Below are 20,511 nucleotides of genomic sequence, written 5' to 3'. Positions count from 1 at the left end.
AAGCAGCGATGAACGCCCGTAACGAAGCCGAAGCGCCGGAGTTCCCGCGCGCCGTGGCTCGGGCTCGCTACGTCCGCGACACGCCGATGAAGGTGCGCCGCGTCGTCGAGCTCATCAGGGGCCGTAGCGCCAGCGAAGCCTTGGCCGTGCTCCAGTTCGCGCCTCAGGCGGCAAGTGAGCCGGTCCGCAAGGTGCTCGCGAGCGCCGTGGCCAACGCCGAGAACAACCTGTCCCTGGACCCCGACACCCTGTGGGTGTCGAAGGTCTACGTGGACGAGGGTCCGACCCTCAAGCGGTTCCGCCCCCGGGCACAGGGCCGTGCGTACCGGATCCGCAAGCGGACGAGCCACATCACCGTCGAGGTGGAGAGCCGTCCCAAGAAGACCAGCGCGAAGGCCGGCGCAGACTCCAGGAAGGGGGCTCGGTAGTGGGCCAGAAGATCAACCCACACGGCTTCCGACTCGGGATCACCACCGACTGGAAGTCCCGCTGGTACGCCGACAAGCAGTACGCCGAGTACGTGGCCGAGGATGTCAAGATCCGCAAGCTGCTCTCGAAGGGCATGGAGCGGGCCGGCATCTCCAAGGTGGAGATCGAGCGGACCCGCGACCGGGTTCGCGTCGACATCCACACCGCCCGGCCGGGCATCGTCATCGGCCGTCGCGGCGCGGAGGCCGACCGCATCCGCGGTGAGCTGGAGAAGCTCACCAAGAAGCAGGTGCAGCTCAACATCCTCGAGGTGAAGAGCCCCGAGTCGGACGCGCAGCTCGTCGCGCAGGGCGTGGCGGAGCAGCTGTCCAACCGCGTGGCGTTCCGCCGTGCGATGCGCAAGGCCATCCAGTCGGCCATGCGCTCGCCGCAGGTGAAGGGCATCCGCGTGCAGTGCGGTGGCCGCCTGGGCGGCGCCGAGATGTCCCGTTCGGAGCACTACCGCGACGGCCGCGTGCCGCTGCACACGCTTCGCGCCGACATCGACTACGGCTTCTTCGAGGCCCGCACCACGTTCGGCCGGATCGGCGTGAAGGTGTGGATCTACAAGGGTGACGTGGTCGGCGGCATCAACGCCAAGCGCGAGCGCGACGCCGCGCCCTCGGCCGAGCGGGCCCCGCGGCGCGACCGCGGCGACCGCCCGAACCGGGCGCGTCGTTCGGGCGCCAGCGGCACCACGGCGACGAGCACCGAGGCCGGCCGCGCAGCGGCCGAGGCCACGGACGCTCCGGTCGCGACCGAAGAGAAGACGGAGGGCTGAGTCGTGCTCATCCCGCGCAGGGTTAAGCACCGCAAGCAGCACCACCCCGGTCGGTCCGGTGCTGCCAAGGGCGGCACGAGGGTCACCTTCGGTGAGTTCGGCATCCAGGCCCTGGAGCCGGCTTACGTGACCAACCGGCAGATCGAGTCGGCTCGTATCGCGATCACGCGGCACATCCGCCGCGGTGGCAAGGTCTGGATCAACATCTTCCCGGACCGCCCGCTGACCAAGAAGCCGGCCGAGACCCGCATGGGTTCCGGCAAGGGTTCGCCGGAGTGGTGGGTCGCCAACGTCAAGCCGGGTCGGGTGCTCTTCGAGATGAGCTTCCCGAACGAGACGGTGGCTCGCGAGGCCCTTCGCCGCGCGATCCACAAGCTCCCGATGAAGTGCCGCATCGTTACGCGTGAGGGTGGTGAGTTCTGATGGCAGCGGGTACTACCGCCTCCGAGGTGCGTGAGCTCACCGAGGAAGAGCTCGTGCTGCGCCTGAGGGAGGCGAAGGAGGAGCTGTTCAACCTCCGCTTCCAGATGGCCACCGGGCAGCTGGACAACAACCGCCGGCTCCGCACGGTCCGGCACGAGATCGCCCGGATCTACACCGTGATGCGGGAGCGGGAGCTGGGTCTGTCGACCTCTCCCGACGCTGTTTCCACTGGTGAAGGTGCCGCATGAGCGAGAACGCTGAAGTGACTGAGACCCAGACTCGCAACGACCGCAAGGTCCGCGAGGGCTACGTCGTGTCCGACAAGATGGACAAGACGATCGTCGTCGCGCTGGAGGACCGGAAGAAGCACCGCCGGTACGCCAAGGTCCTGCGCTCCACCACCAAGGTGAAGGCGCACGACGAGCAGAACACCGCCGGCGTCGGCGACCGCGTCCTGCTCATGGAGACCCGGCCGCTGTCGGCCACCAAGCGCTGGCGCCTCGTCGAGATCCTCGAGAAGGCCAAGTAAAACCCAAGCGACCGAGCCCGCCAGGTCGGAAATCTGACGGGCCAGGAATGGTCAAGGAGTAGGTAAGTGATCCAGCAGGAGTCGCGGCTGCGCGTCGCCGACAACACCGGTGCGAAGGAGATCCTCTGCATCCGTGTTCTCGGTGGCTCGGGCCGCCGCTACGCGGGTATCGGGGACATCATCGTCGCCACGGTGAAGCAGGCCATCCCCGGTGCGAACGTGAAGAAGGGCGATGTGGTCAAGGCCGTCATCGTCCGCACCGTCAAGGAGAAGCGCCGTCCCGACGGCTCTTACATCCGGTTCGACGAGAACGCCGCGGTGCTCATCAAGAACGACAACGAGCCGCGCGGCACGCGCATCTTCGGCCCGGTGGGCCGCGAGCTGCGCGACAAGAAGTTCATGAAGATCATCTCGTTGGCCCCGGAGGTGCTCTGACCATGAAGGTGAAGAAGGGCGACACGGTCGTCGTCATCGCCGGTAAGGACAAGGGTGCGCGCGGCAAGGTCATCCAGGCCTACCCCGCCACCGACCGCGTCCTGGTCGAGGGCGTCAACCGGATCAAGAAGCACACCCGGATCACGCAGACCCAGCGCGGTGCGCAGTCGGGTGGCATCGTGACCCAGGAGGCCTCCATCCACGTGTCCAACGTGATGGTGGTCGACTCCGACGGCAAGCCGACCCGCGTGGGCTACCGGACGAACGACGAGGGCAAGCGAGTCCGCGTTTCCCGTCGTAACGGGAAGGACATCTGATGACCACGGTTGAGAAGATCACGCCTCGGCTGAAGACGCGCTACCGCGAGGAGATCGCCGCGGAGCTGCGCAAGCAGTTCGAGTACGCCAACGTCATGCAGACGCCCGGCGTGGTGAAGGTCGTCGTCAACATGGGTGTCGGCGACGCCGCCCGCGACGGCAAGCTGATCGAGGGTGCCGTCAAGGACCTGTCGATCATCACCGGCCAGCGTCCCGAGGTCCGCAAGGCTCGCAAGTCCATCGCGCAGTTCAAGCTCCGCGAGGGCATGCCGATCGGCGCGCGCGTCACGCTGCGCGGCGACCGCATGTGGGAGTTCCTGGACCGGCTGCTGACCATCGCGCTGCCGCGTATCCGTGACTTCCGCGGCCTGTCGCCGAAGCAGTTCGACGGCAACGGCAACTACACGTTCGGTCTCAACGAGCAGTCGATGTTCCACGAGATCGACCCGGACGCGATCGACCGTCCCCGTGGTATGGACATCACCGTGGTGACGACCGCGACCAACGACGACGAGGGCCGGGCGCTGCTGAAGCTCCTGGGCTTCCCGTTCAAGGAGAACTGAGAATGGCCAAGAAGGCGCTGGTCAACAAGGCCGCGGCCAAGCCGAAGTTCAAGGTGCGGGGTTACACCCGCTGCCAGCGTTGCGGTCGTCCGCACTCGGTGTTCCGCAAGTTCGGCCTGTGCCGGATCTGCCTGCGCGAGATGGCCCACCGCGGCGAGCTCCCCGGTGTGAGCAAGTCGAGCTGGTAGCACCAGCCCGGCGGCACACCTCTTTTCTGAACTCCACTTCGCTGTAGGCCCGCTCACGACCAGCCGGCCGCAAGGCCGGCTCGGACCCTGACTGGGGAACCGCAGCGAGAAAGGTTGACCAGGTCACCATGACGATGACCGACCCGATCGCAGACATGTTGACGCGTCTGCGGAACGCGAACTCGGCTTACCACGACAAGGTCGTGATGCCGCACTCGAAGTTGAAGGCCAACATCGCCGAGATCCTCAAGCGCGAGGGCTACATCGCGAGCTACCGCGATGAGCAGGGCGACGTTGCGAAGAACCTGGTGGTCGAGCTGAAGTACGGCCCGAACCGGGAGCGCAGCATCGCCGGTCTGCGTCGCGTGTCCAAGCCCGGTCTCCGGGTGTACGCGAAGTCGACCAACCTGCCGAAGGTCCTCGGTGGCCTGGGCGTGGCGATCATCTCGACCTCTGGCGGTCTGCTGACCGACCGTCAGGCCAACAAGCAGGGCGTGGGCGGAGAAGTCCTCGCCTACGTCTGGTGAGGAAGGGGGATTAGGTATGTCGCGCATCGGAAAGCTGCCGATCACCGTCCCTTCCGGGGTCGACGTGAACATCGCGGGCCAGGACGTCAACGTGAAGGGGCCCAAGGGCACCCTCTCGCTGACCATCGCTGAGCCGATCATCATCGAGAAGGTCGAGGACGGCACCCTCGAGGTGAAGCGTCCCAACGACGAGCGTCGCAGCCGTTCGCTCCACGGCCTGTCCCGCACCCTGGTGCAGAACATGGTCATCGGCGTGACCCAGGGCTACGAGAAGAAGATGGAAATCCACGGGGTCGGCTACCGCGTCGCGCTGAAGGGCTCCGACCTGGAGTTCGCGCTCGGCTACAGCCACCCGGTGAAGGTCGAGGCCCCCGCGGGCATCACCTTCGCGGTGGAGACCCCGACCCGGTTCTCCGTGTCGGGCATCGACAAGCAGCTCGTGGGCGAGGTCGCCGCGAACATCCGCAAGCTGCGCAAGCCCGACCCGTACAAGGGCAAGGGTGTGCGTTACGCAGGCGAGAAGATCCGCCGCAAGGTCGGAAAGACGGGTAAGTGACATGAGCGAGACTGCAACCGTGCCGTCCTCTTCTCGGCGCAAGCCGGTGGGCAAGGACATCTCGACCACCCGCCGCATCGCCAAGACCCGCCGTCACTTCCGCCTGCGCAAGAAGGTCAGCGGCACCGCCGAGCGTCCGCGCCTGGTCGTGCACCGGTCGTCGAAGCACATCACCGTGCAGATCATCGACGACCTCGCCGGCCACACCCTGGCGGCCGCCTCCTCGGTCGAGGCGGACGTCCGCGCGGTGGAGGGCGACAAGAAGGCCCGCGCCGCGAAGGTGGGCCAGCTCGCCGCGGCCCGTGCCAAGGACGCCGGCATCACCAAGGTCGTCTTCGACCGCGGTGGTAACGGGTACCACGGCCGGATCGCCGCCCTGGCCGACGCCGCCCGCGAGGCAGGGCTGGAGTTCTGACAATGCACAACATCCGAATTGAGAGGGACGCCTGATGCCAGGACGCACGCGTCGCGAAGGCGGCGGGGGCGAGCGCGGAGAGCGTCGCGACCGTCGTGACGGCGGCCGCGGCGGCGCGGCCCAGGAGAAGACCCCGCACCTGGAGCGCGTGGTTGCGATCAACCGCGTCTCCAAGGTCGTGAAGGGTGGTCGTCGCTTCAGCTTCACCGCTCTGGTCGTGGTCGGCGACGGCGACGGCATGGTCGGTGTCGGCTACGGCAAGGCCAAGGAAGTTCCGGCCGCGATCGCCAAGGGTGTGGAGGAGGCGAAGAAGAACTTCTTCCGCGTCCCCCGCATCGCGGGCACGATCCCCCACCCGGTCCAGGGCGAGAAGGCGGCGGGCGTCGTCCTGCTCCGCCCGGCCTCGGCCGGTACCGGCGTCATCGCCGGTGGCGCGGTCCGCGCGGTGCTCGAGTGCGCCGGTGTCCACGACGTGCTGAGCAAGTCGCTGGGCTCCGACAACGCGATCAACATCGTGCACGCCACCGTGGCGGCCCTGAAGGGTCTCCAGCGTCCGGAGGAAGTCGCGGCCCGCCGCGGTCTCCCCCTGGAGGACGTCGCTCCCGCCGGTATGCTCCGCGCTCGCGCAGGGGCGGTGTGATCCATGGCCCAGGTCAAGGTCACCCAGGTGAAGAGCAGCATCGGTACCAAGCACAACCACCGCGAGTCCCTGCGGACTCTGGGGTTGCGCAAGATCCGCCAGTCGGTGGTCCGTGAGGACACGCCGCAGGTGCGCGGCCTGATCCACGCCGTGCGCCACCTGGTGGTCGTCGAGGAGGTCCAGTCGTGACCATCAAGATCCATGACCTGCGTCCGGCCCCCGGCGCCAAGACCGCGAAGACCCGTGTCGGTCGCGGTGAGGGCTCCAAGGGCAAGACGGCCGGTCGAGGCACGAAGGGCACCGGCGCGCGGAAGAACGTCTCCCCGCGCTTCGAAGGTGGCCAGATGCCGCTGCACATGCGCCTGCCGAAGCTCAAGGGCTTCCGCAACCCGTTCCGCACCGAGTACCAGGTCGTGAACGTCGGCGACCTGGCCCGGGTGTTCCCGGACGGTGGCCGGGTCGACGTGGACGCACTGATCCACGCGGGCCTGGTGCGCAAGAACGAGCTGGTGAAGGTCCTCGGCAACGGCGACCTGAACGGCGTCAAGCTGGACGTCGTCGCCAACAAGTTCTCGGGCAGCGCCGTCGAGAAGATCGCGGCGGCTGGCGGCACCCACACGGTGCTCTGACCGCAAGCAACACCCGAAAGGCCCCCGAAGCCTCCCGCTTCGGGGGCCTTTCGCACAACAAAGAAGAACCCCCCACACCGCCACCGCACCCACCAGTGCGCGCAGCGCACAATCCACCTGCCGCGTCGTGTCATCCCCGTATGGCCCGCGCGCCAGCGAACCGCGCTTGGGCAGTGAGGGCAAGCACGCCCTTCGCTTGCCCTCACTGCCCAAGGGTGGTTGTCTCCGACCGGGCCATACGGGGATGACACGACACCCACCGCACCACCGCCGTCATCCTTGGCGGCTCGCCCGTCCGGCGAGGACACTTTTAGCTTGTTCCCCCAGGTCAACCCACCCGCAAAGCCACCCAGGCGCGGCCGCCGGCCCCCGATCACCATTATCCCACGCCCCACCGACAAACCCCGGAAGCGGTCCTTGAGCCGGCCCGCTGACCGGAACTCAGGAGCGCAGGGGAGCGGTCTTGCCCCCGCCGCCGTGCCTCCACTGCCCCGGCCGCTCCCGCCGGTTCGCCGCTCCCCGCCTACCCCGCAACCGCGCCGACCCGGAAACCCCCGCCCTCTGATCTCAGCGAGCCGGGCCTCGGGACCCGTCGGGCCGGGCAGGGCCGAGCCGGCAGGGCTGGCCCGCAGAAATCCCCCATTCGAGACCCCGTTCGCGCAGGGCGTAACCACCCATCCGTGAGGCGCGAAGCTCCGGCAAGTCTCGCCACTCCCCGTCACCCCCCACCACGGACGAACCGCTTGCTCCGCCACGCTGAAGAACTACCGTCCTCCACATGTGGCCGGCAGTCTTCTTCGGAGCGGCCGTGCTGGTCGCTCTGACTCCGGGGGCCAACAACCTCCTCGGCACGCACCACGCCGTGCACCACGGCCCCAGGACGGCCATCACCGCCCTCGTCGGCCGGTTGGCGGCGTTCGCGATCATGATCGCCGCCGTGGTGGCCGGGCTCGGGCCGATCCTCGCCGCGTCGACCACCGCCCTCACCGTGATCAAGTGGCTGGGCGTCGCCTACCTCGCCTACCTCGCCGCGCGCGTCTTCTTCACACCTACACACCGCGAAACCGCACCAAGACCGGGTCACCCGCTCCGCGAGGAGTTCCTCACCGCGATCACCAACCCGAAGGTGCTGTTGATCTTCACGGCCTTCGTCCCGCAGTTCGTGGACCCCGCCCGGGGCGACCCCGCCGCGCAGCTCGCGATGCTCGGACTCGTCTACCTGGCAGCGGAAACGCCGGCCGGCGCGGGTTGCGCGACCATCGGCGCGATCATCCGACGAGCCGACCTGACGGCCCGCGCCCGGCGTCGGCTCGACCAGGGCACCGGCACCCTGCTGCTCGGCATGGCGGGTCTGCTCGCCACCAGCGCGACCGGTCGAACTTGATCCGTTCGGGGGCTTGCGCACCGGCGTAGTCGATCAAGTACGAAGTGTGAAGGACGACTGGCTACGGCGATCAGCCTCGCGGCTGTTAAAGTCGCGGGCTGAACCCGGATGTCCTCCGGGTCGGTCGCGGCTACCCCGTCGCGTCCGCCACCACCGGTCACGGTCCAGCCCCGGCTGGCGGCCCGGCCGGGCCGGTGGAACCGCAGCTAGGACAGACGCAAGACTGTGCCCGCAAGACTGTGCCGGCAACACAGCCGGTACCGCAGGATGCCGACCCCGGCGGGGCGGCAACGCTGATGGAGGTTCGCGTGCTCGGCGCATTCCGCTCGGCTCTCGCGACGCCGGACCTACGGAAGAAGATCCTCTTCACGCTGGGGATCATCGTGGTGTACCGGTTGGGCGCGACCATGCCCGCGCCGGGCGTCTCCTTCAAAAACGTCCGCCAGTGCATCGACTCGGTCGACCAGCAGGGCATCTACTCGCTGATCAACCTGTTCAGCGGCGGCGCGCTCCTCAACTTGTCGATCTTCGCGCTGGGCATCATGCCCTACATCACCGCGAGCATCATCATCCAGCTCCTCACCGTGGTCATCCCGCGGTTCGAGCAGCTGAAGAAGGAAGGTCAGGCGGGTCAGGGCAAGCTGACCCAGTACACCCGCTACCTGACCATCGCGCTGGCGGTGCTCCAGTCGACCGGCATCATCGCGCTCGCGGTGCGCGGCCAGCTGTTCGCCAACTGCGAGGTCCCGGTCATCCCGGACCAGAGCGTGTGGAACCTGGTCGTCCTGGTCGTCACCATGACCGCCGGCACCAGCGTGATCATGTGGCTCGGTGAGATCATCACCGAGAAGGGGATCGGCAACGGCATGTCGCTGCTGATCTTCACCGGCATCGCGGCGCGCATCCCGGCCGAGGGCCAGATCATCTGGAGCCGCGGCGGCCTGACCTTCTTCCTGGTCTGCGTGGCGGCGCTGCTCATCATCGCCAGCGTCATCTACGTCGAGCAGGCCCAGCGCCGCATCCCGGTGCAGTACGCCAAGCGCATGATCGGCCGCCGGATGTACGGCGGCACCTCGACCTACCTGCCGCTCAAGGTGAACCAGGCCGGCGTCATCCCGGTCATCTTCGCCTCGTCGCTGCTCTACCTCCCCGACCTGGTCTCGCGGCTGACCGCCTCGACCGACGGGTCGGCGCCCGGCTGGTTCGCGACCTTCGTCGCGACGCACCTGGTGTCCCAGTCCAGCCCGGTGCACATCGCGCTGTACTTCCTGCTGATCGTCTTCTTCACGTACTTCTACGTCGGCATCACGTTCAACCCGGACGAGCGCGCGGACGAGATGAAGAAGTTCGGCGGGTTCATCCCGGGTATCCGACCGGGTCGACCCACCGCCGAGTACCTCCGCTTCGTCCTGGGGCGGATCACGCTGCCTGGCTCGATCTACCTGGGCATCGTCGCCATCCTGCCGAACTTCTTCCTGGACATCACCGACCAGGGTCAGAACCAGAACTTCCCGTTCGGCGGTACGGCGGTGCTGATCATGGTCGGCGTCGGCCTCGACACTGTGAAGCAGATCGAGAGCCAGCTCATGCAGCGCAATTACGAAGGGTTCCTCCGCTAGTGCGACTCGTTCTCGTCGGCCCGCCCGGAGCGGGCAAGGGCACGCAGGCCCAGGTCCTCAGCACCCAGCTCGGCGTGCCGCACATCTCCACCGGAGACCTCTTCCGCGCCCACATCAGCGGGCAGACCGAGCTCGGCCGGGAAGTCAAGAAGTACCTGGACGAAGGCAAGCTGGTGCCCGACTCGGTCACCATCGACATGGTGCGCGAGCGGCTCGCCGAGGAGGACACCGGCAACGGTTTCCTGCTCGACGGGTTCCCGCGCACCACGGCCCAGGCCGACGTGCTCACCGCCCTGCTGACGTCCACCGACCAACGCCTGGACGCCGTCCTCGAACTCGACGTCCCCGAGGACGTCGTCGTGGGCCGGCTGCTCGCGCGCGGTCGGGAGGACGACAAGGAGGACGTGATCCGGCACCGGCAGCAGGTCTACCGGTCGGAGACCGCCCCGCTGCTGGACTACTACCGGGACATCCTGCTGACGATCGACGCCGTGGGCTCGGTCGACGAGATCACCGAGCGCGCGCTCAAGGCGCTGCGCGCGAGCGAGTGAACGGACTGCTCGATGCTCTGCGCAACGCGTTGCCCGGCGGTCGCGACCGCATGATCGAGATCAAGAGCCGCGGCCAGCTGGAGGCCATGCGGGCCGCCGGCCTGGTCGTGGCGCGGGCCTTGGCGCTGCTCACCGAGCACGCCAAGGTCGGTGTGAGCACCGCCGAACTGGACGAGCTGGCCGAGCAGAGCATCCGCGACGCGGGTGCGGTGCCGAGCTTCAAGGGCTACCACGGGTTCCCGGCGAGCATCTGCGCCAGCGTCAACGAGCAGGTCGTCCACGGGATCCCGAGCAAGACCCAGGTCCTGGCCGAGGGCGACCTGATCTCGATCGACTGCGGCGCGATCCTGGACGGCTGGCACGGCGACTCCGCGGTCACCCTCGCGGTGGGCGCGGTGACCGAGGCCGAGGCCAAGCTGTCCGACGCCACCCGCGCGTCCATGCTGGCCGGGATCGAGGCCGCGCTGCCCGGTGGGCGGCTCAGCGACATCTCCTTCGCGATCGAGTCGGCGACCATCCTGGCCGGCGAGCGCGACGGCGTGGAGTACGGGATCGTCGACGGCTACGGCGGCCACGGCATCGGCACCAAGATGCACATGGACCCGTTCCTGCCGAACTACGGCAAGCCCGGCAAGGGCCCCCGGCTCAAGACCGGCATGGCGATCGCGATCGAGCCCATGCTGACCCTGGGCAGCGAGCGGACCGTGGAGCTGGACGACGGCTGGACCGTGATCACCGCGGACGGCTCGCGCGCCGCGCACTGGGAGCACAGCGTGGCGATCACGGCCGACGGTCCGTGGGTGCTCACCGCGCTGGAGGACTGACGTCGGGGTGGCACCACGGGCAAGCGTGGGGTTAGCCCCCTTCTTGTCGGGCGAAGATCACGCCACCATTGAGGGCGTGACGCAGCCTGTGCGGCCCGAGGACATGCGGGCCTCCGACGCCGAACGCGAACTCGTGCAGCAGTGGCTGCACCGGGCCCACGCGGACGGCAGCCTCGACCTGGCGGAGTTCGACCTCCGGGTGTCGCGCGCCTGGCAGGCCAAGACCCGCGGGGACCTGGCCCTGCTGACCGCCGACCTGCCGCGGACGGCGCTGACCCAGAGCCCCGTCCCGCGGCAGCCGACCCCGCCGCTGCCGGTCGTGGCCAAGCGCGGTGGCGGCCGGACGGCGATGAGGGTGCTCACCACCATCTGGTTGAGCGTCAGCGCGGTGAACTTCGCCCTGTGGCTGCTGGTGAGCCTGCTCGGCGGCGCGGGCTTCGTGCACCCGTGGTTCCTGTGGGTGGCGCTGCCGACCGGCTCGGTCCTGGGCGTGGTCTGGCTCGCGCTCGGCCGGGACAAGTGACGGACTTCCAGCGCAACGACCGCGCGCTCATCGCCCGGGAACTGGCCCAGGCGAGAGCGGACGGCAGGCTGACCGAGGCCGAGTACGAGCAGCGCATCCACCTGGTCGCGGCGGCGGACAGCTACGCCGAACTGGCCGCGCTCACCGCGGACCTGCCCCAGGACGCCGCCCCCGCCCCACCCGCCCGCCGGTCCAAGCGGCGGATGTACGCGCTGTTCCTGACCGTCCTCTCGGTCAACTTCCTGGTGTGGGCGATCATCAGCCTGAGCCTCGGCGAAGCCCTCCACCCCTGGTGGGTGTGGCTCCTCTTCTGGGGCCTCCTCCTGCTCGTCCTCCCTTGAGCTGCCCGCCCGCCCAGACGCCACGCCCGCCGCCACGCCACGCCGCCACCCTGCGATGCGCCCGTGCCGACCGACGTCCGCCCGTACGTCCCGCGACCCCGCAGCGCACCCCGTCACCCCATCGTGTGAACACAAGGCTGCCGCCGCACACCGCCGCACACCGCACGGACCAGGCGTGACACCCCGCACGGACACCCTCAGAGCACGGTGAACCGGTCGCCAGCAGGGGCGATTTGGGGTTACCCGCAGACGCGCGTACTATGGACGGGTGGCGCACACGTAGCGCCGGTTCCGCCATGCCTGTGACGTTCTCGTCGCGGCCGGCAGGGTTCGCAAGGGCCTTGAAGGAGTCGGGGTCATGCGTGCCCGCACCCCCAAGAGGAAGTACCCACCGTCACGAAACGCGGAGGACATGGGCAAGAAGGACGGGGCCATTGAGGTCGAGGGCCGCGTAGTCGAGCCGCTCCCCAACGCGATGTTCCGCGTCGAGTTGGAGAACGGGCACAAGGTCCTGGCACACATCAGCGGCAAGATGCGTCAGCACTACATCCGTATCCTCCCCGAGGACCGGGTAGTCGTGGAGCTCTCGCCCTACGACCTGTCCCGCGGGCGCATCGTCTACCGCTACAAGTGACCTCCACGGTGTTCACGATGCCTCGGGGACACCTGGCTAGCAGCAGGAGAGCTCAGGCGTGAAGGTCCAGCCGAGCGTCAAGAAGATCTGCGACAAGTGCAAGGTGATCCGCCGTCACGGCCGGGTCATGGTGATCTGCGAGAACCTGCGCCACAAGCAGCGCCAGGGCTGATCAACGCCTAGCACTCCGTCGCGGTCCTCACCCGACGCGACAACAGCAAGCCTCTTCGCACCTGCCCACGCGCGCACCGTCGCGCGCGGGCGCACCCCCGGACTCCAGGCCGGGGCCGGGACACCGACCGTGAGAGCGGGCGGAACTGACACAGCGAGTCAGTCCCGGAATCGGGCGAGGAGCAGACCTGGAGCGACACCGACAGGAGCAAGCGCCGTATGGCACGACTCGCTGGCGTCGACCTCCCCCGCGAGAAGCGGATGGAGATCGCGCTCACCTACATCTTCGGCATTGGTCGCACGCGCTCGAAGGAGCTGCTGACCGCCACCGAGATCTCCCCTGACCTGCGTGTCAAGGACCTGGGTGACGAAGACCTCGCGAAGTTGCGGGAGTACATCGAGAACCACTTCAAGGTCGAGGGTGACCTCCGCCGTGAGGTTCAGGCCGACATCCGCCGCAAGATGGAAATCGGCTGCTACGAGGGTCTGCGCCACCGTCGCAACCTGCCCGTCCGCGGGCAGCGCACCAAGACGAACGCGCGCACTCGTAAGGGTCCGAAGAAGACCGTGGCGGGCAAGAAGAAGGCCGGCAAGAAGTAAGACCTCGCGAACTTAAGTAGGAGATCACCCAGAGATGCCACCCAAGTCCCGCACGGGCGCCGGGGTCAAGAAGGTCCGGCGCAAGGAAAAGAAGAACGTCTCGCACGGCCAGGCGCACATCAAGAGCACGTTCAACAACACCATCGTGTCCATCACGGACCCGCTGGGCAACGTGATCAGCTGGGCGTCCGCCGGCCACGTGGGCTTCAAGGGCTCGCGCAAGTCGACGCCGTTCGCGGCGCAGATGGCCGCCGAGAACGCCGCCCGCAAGGCCGCCGAGCACGGCATGCGCAAGGTGGACGTGTTCGTGAAGGGTCCCGGCTCCGGCCGCGAGACCGCGATCCGTTCGCTGCAGGCCGCCGGCCTCGAGGTCGGCACCATCCAGGACGTGACCCCGCAGCCCCACAACGGCTGCCGCCCGCCCAAGCGGCGCCGGGTCTGAGGCACGGGGAGGAGTAAGAACTCATGGCTCGCTACACCGGACCGGCTACCCGTATCTCGCGCCGGCTCAAGGTCGACCTCGTCGGTGGGGACCAGGCGTTCGAGCGCCGTCCCTACCCGCCCGGCCAGCACGGCCGCGGTCGGATCAAGGAGACCGAGTACCTGGCCCAGCTCCAGGAGAAGCAGAAGGCCCGCTACACGTACGGCGTGCTGGAGAAGCAGTTCCGCCGCTACTACGACGAAGCGGTCCGCCGCACCGGCAAGACCGGTGAGAACCTGCTGCAGATCCTGGAGTCGCGGCTGGACAACGTGGTGTACCGCGCGGGTCTCGCGCGCACCCGTCGCCAGGCGCGCCAGCTGGTCAGCCACGGCCACTTCATCGTGAACGGCCACAAGGTCAACATCCCGAGCTTCCGGGTGTCGAAGTTCGACATCATCGACGTGAAGCCGAAGTCGCTGCCCACGCTGCCCTTCGAGGCCGCGCGTGCGTCGTTCGGCGACCGCCCGATCCCGGCGTGGCTCCAGGTCGTGCAGTCCAACCTGCGCATCCTGGTGCACCAGCTCCCCGAGCGGGCGCAGATCGACACGCCCGTCACCGAGCAGCTCATCGTCGAGCTCTACTCGAAGTGATCCTCCTGGAGGGCGGCCCACTCAAGTCTTCTTCTTGGGGGTTCGCCCTCCAGTCGGGTCCCGCGACGGCACGGAATGGTGTGCCGCACGCGTTCGCCGGTCTCCGCGACCGGCACTCCCGGCGTCAAATAGCGGTCGTCGGGTTTGAGAGAGGAAGAACCCAGTGCTGATTTCCCAGCGCCCCTCGCTCAGCGAGGAAGCGGTCAACGAGACCCGCTCCCGGTTCGTCATCGAGCCGCTGGAGCCGGGCTTCGGCTACACCCTCGGCAACTCCATCCGCCGCACCCTGCTGTCGTCCATCCCCGGCGCGGCCGTGACCAGCATCCGCATCGACGGTGTGCTGCACGAGTTCACGACCGTCCCCGGTGTGAAGGAAGACGTCACCGACATCATCCTCAACCTCAAGGAGCTGGTCGTCAGCTCCGAGGAGGACGAGCCGGTGACCATGTACCTGCGCAAGCAGGGGCCCGGTGCGGTGACCGCAGGCGACATCGTGCCCCCGGCCGGTGTCACCGTGCACAACCCCGACCTGCACATCGCGACCCTGAACGGCAAGGGCAAGCTGGAGATCGAGCTCGTGGTCGAGCGCGGTCGCGGCTACGTCCCCGCCGTGCAGAACAAGCAGGCCGGTGCCGAGATCGGCCGCATCCCCGTCGACTCGATCTACTCGCCCGTCATGAAGGTGACCTACAAGGTCGAGGCCACCCGTGTCGAGCAGCGGACCGACTTCGACAAGCTGATCCTCGACGTCGAGACCAAGCCCTCCATCACGCCGCGCGACGCCGTCGCGTCCGCGGGCAAGACCCTGGTGGAGCTGTTCGGTCTGGCGCGCGAGCTCAACGTCGACGCCGAGGGCATCGAGATCGGACCGTCGCCCGCCGAGGCCGACACCATCGCGGCGTTCGCGATGCCGATCGAGGACCTGGACCTCACCGTCCGGTCCTACAACTGCCTCAAGCGCGAGGGCATCCACACGGTGGGCGAGCTGGTCTCGCGCAGCGAGGCGGACCTGCTGGACATCCGCAACTTCGGTGCGAAGTCGATCGACGAGGTCAAGATGAAGCTCGTCGGTCTCGGCCTCGCGCTGAAGGACTCCCCCCCTGGGTTCGACCCCTCGGCCGCCGCGTCCGACTACCCCGCCGAGGGCTGGGGCGCGGACACGACCGTGGACAGCCACGACGACGGCCAGGACTACGCGGAGACCGAGCAGCTCTGAGGCCGTCTGACGGCCGGGCCGGAGCAGAGGATCAGCAAGTAATCCGAGGAGCAATACGATGCCTACCCCCACGAAGGGACCCCGTCTCGGGGGCTCTCCGGCCCACGAGCGGTTGATGTTGGCCAACCTGGCCACCTCGCTGTTCACGCACGGCCGGATCACGACCACGGAGGCCAAGGCCAAGCGCCTGCGCCCGTACGCCGAGAAGCTGATCAGCAAGGCGAAGGTCGGCGACCTGCACAACCGTCGCGAGATCCTCAAGGTCATCCGCGACAAGGACATCGTGCACAAGCTGTTCGCCGAGATCGGCCCGCAGTTCGCGGACCGCCTGGGCGGCTACACCCGCATCACCAAGACGCTGGCGCGCAAGGGCGACAACGCCCCCATGGCCGTGATCGAGCTGGTGCAGGAGCAGACCGTCACCTCCGAGGCGGAGCGCGCCCGCAAGACCAAGTTCGCCAAGGACCAGGCCCCCAAGGCCACCGAGGTCAAGGACGACGAGGTCGAGGACGCCGACACCAAGGACGTCGACACCAAGGACGAGGCCGCTGACGCGGCCGAGACCGAGGAGACCGCCGCCGACGCGTCCGAGGACGCGCCGAAGGCCGAGAGCAAGAAGGACGGGTCCTGACGGAACCGTCCGCCGACGAGCCCGTCGTCCCCGCTGGGGGCGACGGGCTCGTTCGTGTGCGCCTGGACCTGGCTTACGACGGGACCGGGTTCTCCGGCTGGGCGCGGCAGCCGGAGCGGCGCACGGTGTGCGGGGTGCTGGAGGACACGCTGTCCACCGTGTTGCGCGAGGACGTGACGCTGACCGTGGCGGGCCGCACGGACGCCGGGGTGCACGCCGCCGGTCAGGTGGCGCACGCCGACCTGCCGTCCGGTGTGGACGTCGCCGGGCTGCCCCGCAGGCTGGCCCGCGCGCTGCCGGCCGACGTGCGGGTGTTCTCCGCGCGGGTGGTGCCGGTCGAGTTCGACGCCCGGTTCTCCGCGCTGCGGCGGCACTACGAGTACCGCGTGACCGACGCCCCGTTCGGCGCGCACCCGCTGCGGCGGTCGGACACCCTGGCCTGGCCGCGCCCGCTGGACCTGGGCGCGTTGAACGACGCTTCGGCGTTGTTGCTGGGGGAGAAGGACTTCTGCGCGTTCTGCAAGCGGCGTGAGGGGGCCACGACGATCCGCGAGTTGCAGCGGCTGTCGTGGGAGCGCTCGGGGGACGTGCTGACGGCGTTCGTGTCGGCCGACGCGTTCTGCCACTCGATGGTGCGCAGCCTGGTCGGGGCCCTGCTGGCGGTCGGCGAGGGGCGCAAGCCCGTCCCGTGGCCGGCGTCGCTGCTGTCGCTGACGGCGAGGTCCAGCGCGGTGACGGTCGCGCCGGCGCACGGGTTGTCGCTGGTGCGCGTCGACTACCCGGAGGACGCCTTGCTCGCCGAGCGCGCCCTGGTCACCCGGAACGTGCGGGTCGCGCCGACCCCTTGAGCCGCGCGCGGCCGGAGGCGGCGGTCTTGGACCGCACGTCGACCAGGCGTGCCCGCTCTGTGCACTTTCGCACTTCGCCTTGTGCTCTCGGGTCCGCCACAACCCCGACGGTCAGGTGCGGGCGCGGCGGACCGACCAGTTGAGCCACGCCGCACCGCCCAGCGGGATCTCGGCGAGGAACGTGAAGACCGCGAACAGCAGCACCCCGGCCACGGCGGGCGCGGCGGGCGTGCCCAGCGCCACCAGCAGGGCGATCGTGCCGTTCTCGCTGACCCCGAAGCCGCCCGGCGTGATCACCGCGAGGGTCAGCAGCCGGCTCACCGCGAACGCCGCGATCAGCGCGGGCAGCGACAGCTCGGTGCCGGTCACCGCCAGGCAGCACCACATCAGCAGGGCCTGGAGCAGCAGGTAGGCGACCATGCCCAGGGTCATCTTCGACCAGCCGTTGCGGACGACCGCCGCGTTCTGCCGCCGCAGCCGCACCACGAACCGCCGCGCACGACCCCTGAGCACGCCGCTGAGCCACCGGAGCCGGGTCAGGCCGATCACCACGGCCGCCAGGGCCGCCGCGGTGCCCAGCGTGGCCGCCAGGACGCCTTGGCCGAACACCGCCGCGCCCTGGATGGCCAGCGCCACCAGCGGCAGGGCGACCCGGCCCAGCGCGTTCCACAGGCCGCTGACGATCGTGGACGTGGTGATCGCGCGCACCGAGTGGCCCCAGCTCGCCGCCATCACCGCCGTCACCGCCACGCCGGCCGCGCCGCCGAACGGGATCAGGTTGCTGACCGCGCTGCCCGCCGCGTTGAGGCTGAACGCCTGGGTGTTGCGCAGGCCGGGCATCGAGCCGGTGAGCACGTAGGTGTAGGCCCACAGGCCCGCCAGCCACAGCGCGGTCAGGCCGAGCAGGGCGACCGGGCCGACGTCGGACATCTGCGCGCCGATGGACGCCCAGTCGACGCCGCTCACCGTCGGCACCATGGCCACGACGAGCCAGACCGCGAGGGCCAGCGACGCGACCGAGGCGCCCAGCCGCAGCCAGGTGCGCCACCGGGGCGGGCCGGGGCGGGCGGGCGCCGTCGTGGTCACCGGGCTCGCAAGCGCTTGCGCTCCACGTACCACTCCGTCCCCATCACCAGCCTGAACAACGGCTTCGGCAGGCTGAGCAGGGCCGTCAGGGTGCGCGGGTCCTCGCCGCCCGTGGTCTGCGTCGCGTGCGCCGCCAGCGCGGCCCTCTTCTGGTCCAGGTAGCGGCGTACGTTGACCCTGTGGGTGATCTCCTCGCGCGGCGTGTAAGCCGACTTGAACGGAGTCAGGTCGAAGTCGCGCACCAGCCGCGCCAGGCGCAGCCCGCGCAGCAGCAGAGTCCGGTCGACCGTCGCCTCCCACACCCTCAGTGTGCCTGCCAGCTCCGCGGCGAGCGCGCCGACCCGGTGCACCTGGACGTGATCGGGGTGCCCGTATCCTCCGGTCGGGTCGTACGTCGTGAGCAGGTCGGCCTTCTCCTCGTGGAGCAGCTCCGCGAGGCGTCCGGCCGCTTCCGACACGTCCGCTTGGGCGAATCCTGCCGAACCGTCCAGGCCGGAGTCCTCGTAGCCGAGAAACTCGACACGTGAGCAACCCAGGGCTTTCGCCGAGACGTGGGCCTCCCGTGTCCTGACCGCGCCCAGGTCGTGCCGGTCCGACGCCAGCCCGCGCTCGCCCGCGGTGGCCACGACGAGCACGACCCGGTGCCCCTCCGCGGCGAGGCGGGCCATGGTCCCGCCGGTCAGCAGGGCTTCGTCGTCTGGGTGGGCGTGAAAGAACACGCAGGTACGGCTCACAGGTGTAAGAGTGTCAGTTGGTCTGTTCGGCGGCTTGACGGGAGTCCATGTGTCGATCATCCACGTCACCGACTGCTTCCTCCCGCGGTTGGGCGGGATCGAGGTGCAGGTCGCCGGCCTCGCCGGCGCGCAGCGCGAGGCCGGCGAACAGGTGCACGTCGTGACGGCGACCCGGCTGGCCGAACAGCCACCCGGGTACCAGGTGCACCGGGTCGCCATGCGCTTGCCGTGGAACCTGCCAGTGCACCCGCGCGCGGGCAAGCACATTGATCGAATCCTGTCCGAAGTGCGTCCGGACGTCGTATACGCGCATGTGGGCGCGATCTCACCGTTCGCCTGGTCGGGCATCCGCACGTCGCTGCGGCTGGGGCTGCCGACGGTCGCCGTGGTGCACAGCATGTGGGACCCGTCGGTGCAGCGCGCCTACCGCTGGCTGGACCGGGTGGGCGGCTGGACCCGCACGCCGCTGGTCCTGGGCGCGGTGAGCACGGCCGCCGCCGACCGGATGCGCGCGGCGCTGCCCGGCGTCGAGGTTTCGGTGGTGCCGAACGGGATCACGCCCACCCAGTGGCGCGGCGGGGCCGACCCGCGGCCGGACGACTCGGTGCACGTCGTGTCGGTGGGCCGGCTCGCCCCGCGCAAGCAGCCGATGCGGCTGCTGGAGGTGCTGCGCGAGGCCCAGCGCCAGGTAGGCAACCTGCGTGCGACGATCGCCGGGGACGGACCGGAGATGGCGTCGATGCGGCGCTACCTGCGCCGGCACGGGATGGACTGGGTGTCGCTGCCGGGCCGGCTGGACCGGGCCGGGATCTCGCGGCTGCTGGCCGGCGCGGACGTGTTCGTGAACCCGACGGTGGCCGAGGCGTTCGGCCTGGCGACGCTGGAGGCCCGCACCGCCGGGGTGCCGGTGGTGGCCCGGCCGGGGACCGGGGTCACCGACTTCGTGCGCGACGGTGTCGAGGGCGTGCTGACCGACGACCTGGTCGGCGGGGTGGTCCGGTTGGCGGGCGACCACGCCGAGCGGCGGCGGATCGCGCAGCACAACCGGGAGACCGAGCCGAACTGCACGTGGCCCCGGGTGCTGGAGGCGCTGCGCGCCTGCGCCGACAAGGCCCAGTGCCGCACGCCGGCTGCCTAGACGGCGAGTTCGGCCACGTCGAGCGTGACGGGGAATGGTGCGGCGGTGATGGTGGTCTCCTCGCCGGGCTTGAGGACGTTCTCCTCGACGTACGTGCCGTTGTCGAGCCGGTAGGCGGTCAGGCGGAGGTCGTTGAGCCTGCCAGGTAGATCGACGGTCCAGAAGTGCGGCACACCCGCCCCTGCGTAGCCGAGCATCTTGAACTCGCGTTCGGCGAGCGTGTTGCCCGGCGACCACACTTCCACGGCGAGCTTCAGGGCCTCTGCGGGGAAACTCACCCCGGTCGGCTTCCGGTCCAACACGACCATGTCGGGGATGAGCGCCGCGCGGAACGCCGTGGAGATCCGCACGTTCACCGCAGGCGCGACGTGGAGGTCTGTCATTCCGGCGGCGCGCAGGGCCTCTCGAACCAGGATCGCGAGGTTGAATGCGGCCATCTGATGGTCGCCGGTTGGTGCGGGAGTCACGGTCAGGTACCCCAGGATCAGCTCGATGCGTGAACCGTCCGCTGTCGGCGGCAGGTCCAACCAGTCCTCGACGGTGTGCGGGCCGATTGCCGGGTACCGCCGGTCCTGGTGCGGCTCGTACCCGTGTTCTGGTGCTGCGGACACGGTTCCCACCTCTCGGCTTGACGCTGACCTCAGTGTTCCATGGTCCACCAAACGGGTG

Annotated in this window: 33 protein-coding genes; 30 read left to right on the top strand and 3 right to left on the bottom strand. The window is 69.2% G+C overall.

Annotated features, from left to right (window positions below; translation table 11 throughout):
- Positions 1-8 precede the first annotated feature (8 nt).
- The 29 genes from rplV (at position 9) to truA (ending at position 16,884) form a co-directional block, all read left to right on the top strand.
- A complete protein-coding gene (gene rplV / locus BN6_RS38380; RefSeq protein ID WP_015105259.1) occupies positions 9-428 on the top strand; it encodes a 50S ribosomal protein L22 in 420 nt (139 codons plus the stop codon).
- The gene (gene rpsC, locus BN6_RS38375; protein WP_015105258.1) at positions 428-1,249 is read left to right on the top strand and encodes a 30S ribosomal protein S3; all 822 of its coding nucleotides are present in this window, start codon (positions 428-430) and stop codon (positions 1,247-1,249) included. The genes rplV and rpsC overlap by 1 nt, the downstream gene beginning before the upstream one ends.
- A 3-nt stretch (positions 1,250-1,252) precedes the next feature.
- The gene (gene rplP, locus BN6_RS38370) at positions 1,253-1,672 is read left to right on the top strand and encodes a 50S ribosomal protein L16 (protein ID WP_015105257.1); all 420 of its coding nucleotides are present in this window, start codon (positions 1,253-1,255) and stop codon (positions 1,670-1,672) included.
- Positions 1,672-1,920, top strand: a complete 249-nt coding sequence (rpmC, locus tag BN6_RS38365; RefSeq protein ID WP_015105256.1) for a 50S ribosomal protein L29 — start codon at positions 1,672-1,674, stop codon at positions 1,918-1,920. The genes rplP and rpmC overlap by 1 nt, the downstream gene beginning before the upstream one ends.
- Complete coding sequence (rpsQ, locus tag BN6_RS38360) at positions 1,917-2,201, top strand: 30S ribosomal protein S17 (protein ID WP_015105255.1); 285 nt, start codon at positions 1,917-1,919, stop codon at positions 2,199-2,201. The genes rpmC and rpsQ overlap by 4 nt, the downstream gene beginning before the upstream one ends.
- Before the next feature lie 66 nt (positions 2,202-2,267).
- Positions 2,268-2,636, top strand: a complete 369-nt coding sequence (rplN, locus tag BN6_RS38355) for a 50S ribosomal protein L14 (protein WP_015105254.1) — start codon at positions 2,268-2,270, stop codon at positions 2,634-2,636.
- Between the two features lie 2 nt (positions 2,637-2,638).
- On the top strand, positions 2,639-2,953 hold the full coding sequence (rplX, locus tag BN6_RS38350) for a 50S ribosomal protein L24 (RefSeq protein WP_015105253.1): 315 nt from the start codon (positions 2,639-2,641) through the stop codon (positions 2,951-2,953).
- Complete coding sequence (gene rplE / locus BN6_RS38345; protein WP_015105252.1) at positions 2,953-3,516, top strand: 50S ribosomal protein L5; 564 nt, start codon at positions 2,953-2,955, stop codon at positions 3,514-3,516. Before rplX ends, rplE begins: the two co-directional genes overlap by 1 nt.
- Before the next feature lie 2 nt (positions 3,517-3,518).
- Positions 3,519-3,704: a type Z 30S ribosomal protein S14 gene (locus BN6_RS38340; RefSeq protein ID WP_015105251.1), complete on the top strand. Its 186-nt coding sequence runs from the start codon at positions 3,519-3,521 to the stop codon at positions 3,702-3,704.
- 128 nt (positions 3,705-3,832) lie between these two features.
- On the top strand, positions 3,833-4,231 hold the full coding sequence (gene rpsH / locus BN6_RS38335) for a 30S ribosomal protein S8 (protein ID WP_015105250.1): 399 nt from the start codon (positions 3,833-3,835) through the stop codon (positions 4,229-4,231).
- Positions 4,232-4,247: 16 nt separating this feature from the next.
- The gene (gene rplF / locus BN6_RS38330) at positions 4,248-4,787 is read left to right on the top strand and encodes a 50S ribosomal protein L6 (RefSeq protein WP_015105249.1); all 540 of its coding nucleotides are present in this window, start codon (positions 4,248-4,250) and stop codon (positions 4,785-4,787) included.
- A 1-nt stretch (position 4,788) separates the two neighbouring features.
- Entirely contained in the window at positions 4,789-5,202 is a 414-nt protein-coding gene (rplR, locus tag BN6_RS38325; protein ID WP_015105248.1) for a 50S ribosomal protein L18, read from the top strand.
- A 34-nt stretch (positions 5,203-5,236) separates the two neighbouring features.
- On the top strand, positions 5,237-5,842 hold the full coding sequence (rpsE, locus tag BN6_RS38320; RefSeq protein WP_015105247.1) for a 30S ribosomal protein S5: 606 nt from the start codon (positions 5,237-5,239) through the stop codon (positions 5,840-5,842).
- A 3-nt stretch (positions 5,843-5,845) separates the two neighbouring features.
- The gene (gene rpmD / locus BN6_RS38315; protein WP_015105246.1) at positions 5,846-6,031 is read left to right on the top strand and encodes a 50S ribosomal protein L30; all 186 of its coding nucleotides are present in this window, start codon (positions 5,846-5,848) and stop codon (positions 6,029-6,031) included.
- Positions 6,028-6,471, top strand: coding sequence for a 50S ribosomal protein L15 (gene rplO / locus BN6_RS38310; protein WP_015105245.1), 444 nt, complete (start codon positions 6,028-6,030; stop codon positions 6,469-6,471). The genes rpmD and rplO overlap by 4 nt, the downstream gene beginning before the upstream one ends.
- Positions 6,472-7,249: 778 nt before the next feature.
- Positions 7,250-7,855 carry a LysE family translocator gene (locus BN6_RS38305; RefSeq protein WP_041315551.1) on the top strand — a complete coding sequence of 202 codons (606 nt, stop codon included), beginning with the start codon at positions 7,250-7,252 and terminating at the stop codon, positions 7,853-7,855.
- A gap of 308 nt (positions 7,856-8,163) precedes the next feature.
- Entirely contained in the window at positions 8,164-9,474 is a 1,311-nt protein-coding gene (gene secY, locus BN6_RS38300) for a preprotein translocase subunit SecY (RefSeq protein ID WP_041319408.1), read from the top strand.
- Entirely contained in the window at positions 9,474-10,025 is a 552-nt protein-coding gene (locus BN6_RS38295) for an adenylate kinase (protein WP_015105242.1), read from the top strand. The genes secY and BN6_RS38295 overlap by 1 nt, the downstream gene beginning before the upstream one ends.
- Before the next feature lie 50 nt (positions 10,026-10,075).
- Positions 10,076-10,849, top strand: coding sequence for a type I methionyl aminopeptidase (gene map / locus BN6_RS38290; RefSeq protein WP_041319406.1), 774 nt, complete (start codon positions 10,076-10,078; stop codon positions 10,847-10,849).
- A gap of 76 nt (positions 10,850-10,925) precedes the next feature.
- On the top strand, positions 10,926-11,372 hold the full coding sequence (locus tag BN6_RS38285) for a DUF1707 SHOCT-like domain-containing protein (RefSeq protein WP_148303170.1): 447 nt from the start codon (positions 10,926-10,928) through the stop codon (positions 11,370-11,372).
- Complete coding sequence (locus tag BN6_RS47175; protein ID WP_015105239.1) at positions 11,369-11,713, top strand: DUF1707 SHOCT-like domain-containing protein; 345 nt, start codon at positions 11,369-11,371, stop codon at positions 11,711-11,713. Before BN6_RS38285 ends, BN6_RS47175 begins: the two co-directional genes overlap by 4 nt.
- A 412-nt stretch (positions 11,714-12,125) precedes the next feature.
- Complete coding sequence (gene infA / locus BN6_RS38275; RefSeq protein WP_005166804.1) at positions 12,126-12,347, top strand: translation initiation factor IF-1; 222 nt, start codon at positions 12,126-12,128, stop codon at positions 12,345-12,347.
- A gap of 58 nt (positions 12,348-12,405) precedes the next feature.
- A complete protein-coding gene (rpmJ, locus tag BN6_RS38270; protein WP_010148647.1) occupies positions 12,406-12,519 on the top strand; it encodes a 50S ribosomal protein L36 in 114 nt (37 codons plus the stop codon).
- A 218-nt stretch (positions 12,520-12,737) separates the two neighbouring features.
- On the top strand, positions 12,738-13,118 hold the full coding sequence (gene rpsM, locus BN6_RS38265; protein ID WP_015105237.1) for a 30S ribosomal protein S13: 381 nt from the start codon (positions 12,738-12,740) through the stop codon (positions 13,116-13,118).
- Positions 13,119-13,152: 34 nt separating this feature from the next.
- Positions 13,153-13,560, top strand: coding sequence for a 30S ribosomal protein S11 (gene rpsK, locus BN6_RS38260; RefSeq protein ID WP_015105236.1), 408 nt, complete (start codon positions 13,153-13,155; stop codon positions 13,558-13,560).
- Positions 13,561-13,583: 23 nt separating this feature from the next.
- Entirely contained in the window at positions 13,584-14,189 is a 606-nt protein-coding gene (gene rpsD, locus BN6_RS38255; RefSeq protein WP_015105235.1) for a 30S ribosomal protein S4, read from the top strand.
- Positions 14,190-14,352: 163 nt separating this feature from the next.
- Positions 14,353-15,405 carry a DNA-directed RNA polymerase subunit alpha gene (locus BN6_RS38250; RefSeq protein WP_015105234.1) on the top strand — a complete coding sequence of 351 codons (1,053 nt, stop codon included), beginning with the start codon at positions 14,353-14,355 and terminating at the stop codon, positions 15,403-15,405.
- A gap of 58 nt (positions 15,406-15,463) precedes the next feature.
- Positions 15,464-16,036, top strand: coding sequence for a 50S ribosomal protein L17 (gene rplQ, locus BN6_RS38245; RefSeq protein ID WP_015105233.1), 573 nt, complete (start codon positions 15,464-15,466; stop codon positions 16,034-16,036).
- A 56-nt stretch (positions 16,037-16,092) separates the two neighbouring features.
- On the top strand, positions 16,093-16,884 hold the full coding sequence (gene truA / locus BN6_RS38240) for a tRNA pseudouridine(38-40) synthase TruA (protein WP_015105232.1): 792 nt from the start codon (positions 16,093-16,095) through the stop codon (positions 16,882-16,884).
- A 111-nt stretch (positions 16,885-16,995) separates the two neighbouring features.
- Here truA and BN6_RS38235 read toward each other — a convergent pair whose 3' ends face one another.
- Entirely contained in the window at positions 16,996-17,970 is a 975-nt protein-coding gene (locus tag BN6_RS38235; protein ID WP_051075884.1) for a lysylphosphatidylglycerol synthase transmembrane domain-containing protein, read from the bottom strand.
- The gene (locus BN6_RS38230) at positions 17,967-18,704 is read right to left on the bottom strand and encodes a PIG-L deacetylase family protein (protein ID WP_015105230.1); all 738 of its coding nucleotides are present in this window, start codon (positions 18,702-18,704) and stop codon (positions 17,967-17,969) included. Before BN6_RS38230 ends, BN6_RS38235 begins: the two co-directional genes overlap by 4 nt.
- A 49-nt stretch (positions 18,705-18,753) precedes the next feature.
- Here BN6_RS38230 and BN6_RS38225 point away from each other — a divergent pair, with 49 nt between their 5' ends.
- Positions 18,754-19,842 carry a glycosyltransferase family 4 protein gene (locus tag BN6_RS38225; protein ID WP_015105229.1) on the top strand — a complete coding sequence of 363 codons (1,089 nt, stop codon included), beginning with the start codon at positions 18,754-18,756 and terminating at the stop codon, positions 19,840-19,842.
- Here the strand turns inward: BN6_RS38225 and BN6_RS47170 are convergent.
- Complete coding sequence (locus tag BN6_RS47170) at positions 19,839-20,369, bottom strand: Uma2 family endonuclease (RefSeq protein ID WP_158509485.1); 531 nt, start codon at positions 20,367-20,369, stop codon at positions 19,839-19,841. The genes BN6_RS38225 and BN6_RS47170 overlap by 4 nt on opposite strands.
- Between the last annotated feature and the right edge of the window lie 142 nt (positions 20,370-20,511).

The sequence above is a fragment of the Saccharothrix espanaensis DSM 44229 genome (genome assembly GCF_000328705.1).
In the GTDB taxonomy this organism is placed as follows: Bacteria; Actinomycetota; Actinomycetes; order Mycobacteriales; family Pseudonocardiaceae; genus Actinosynnema; species Actinosynnema espanaense.
The sequence above is the reverse complement of the archived record's forward strand: the minus strand, read 5'-3'. Positions and strand labels throughout refer to the sequence as shown.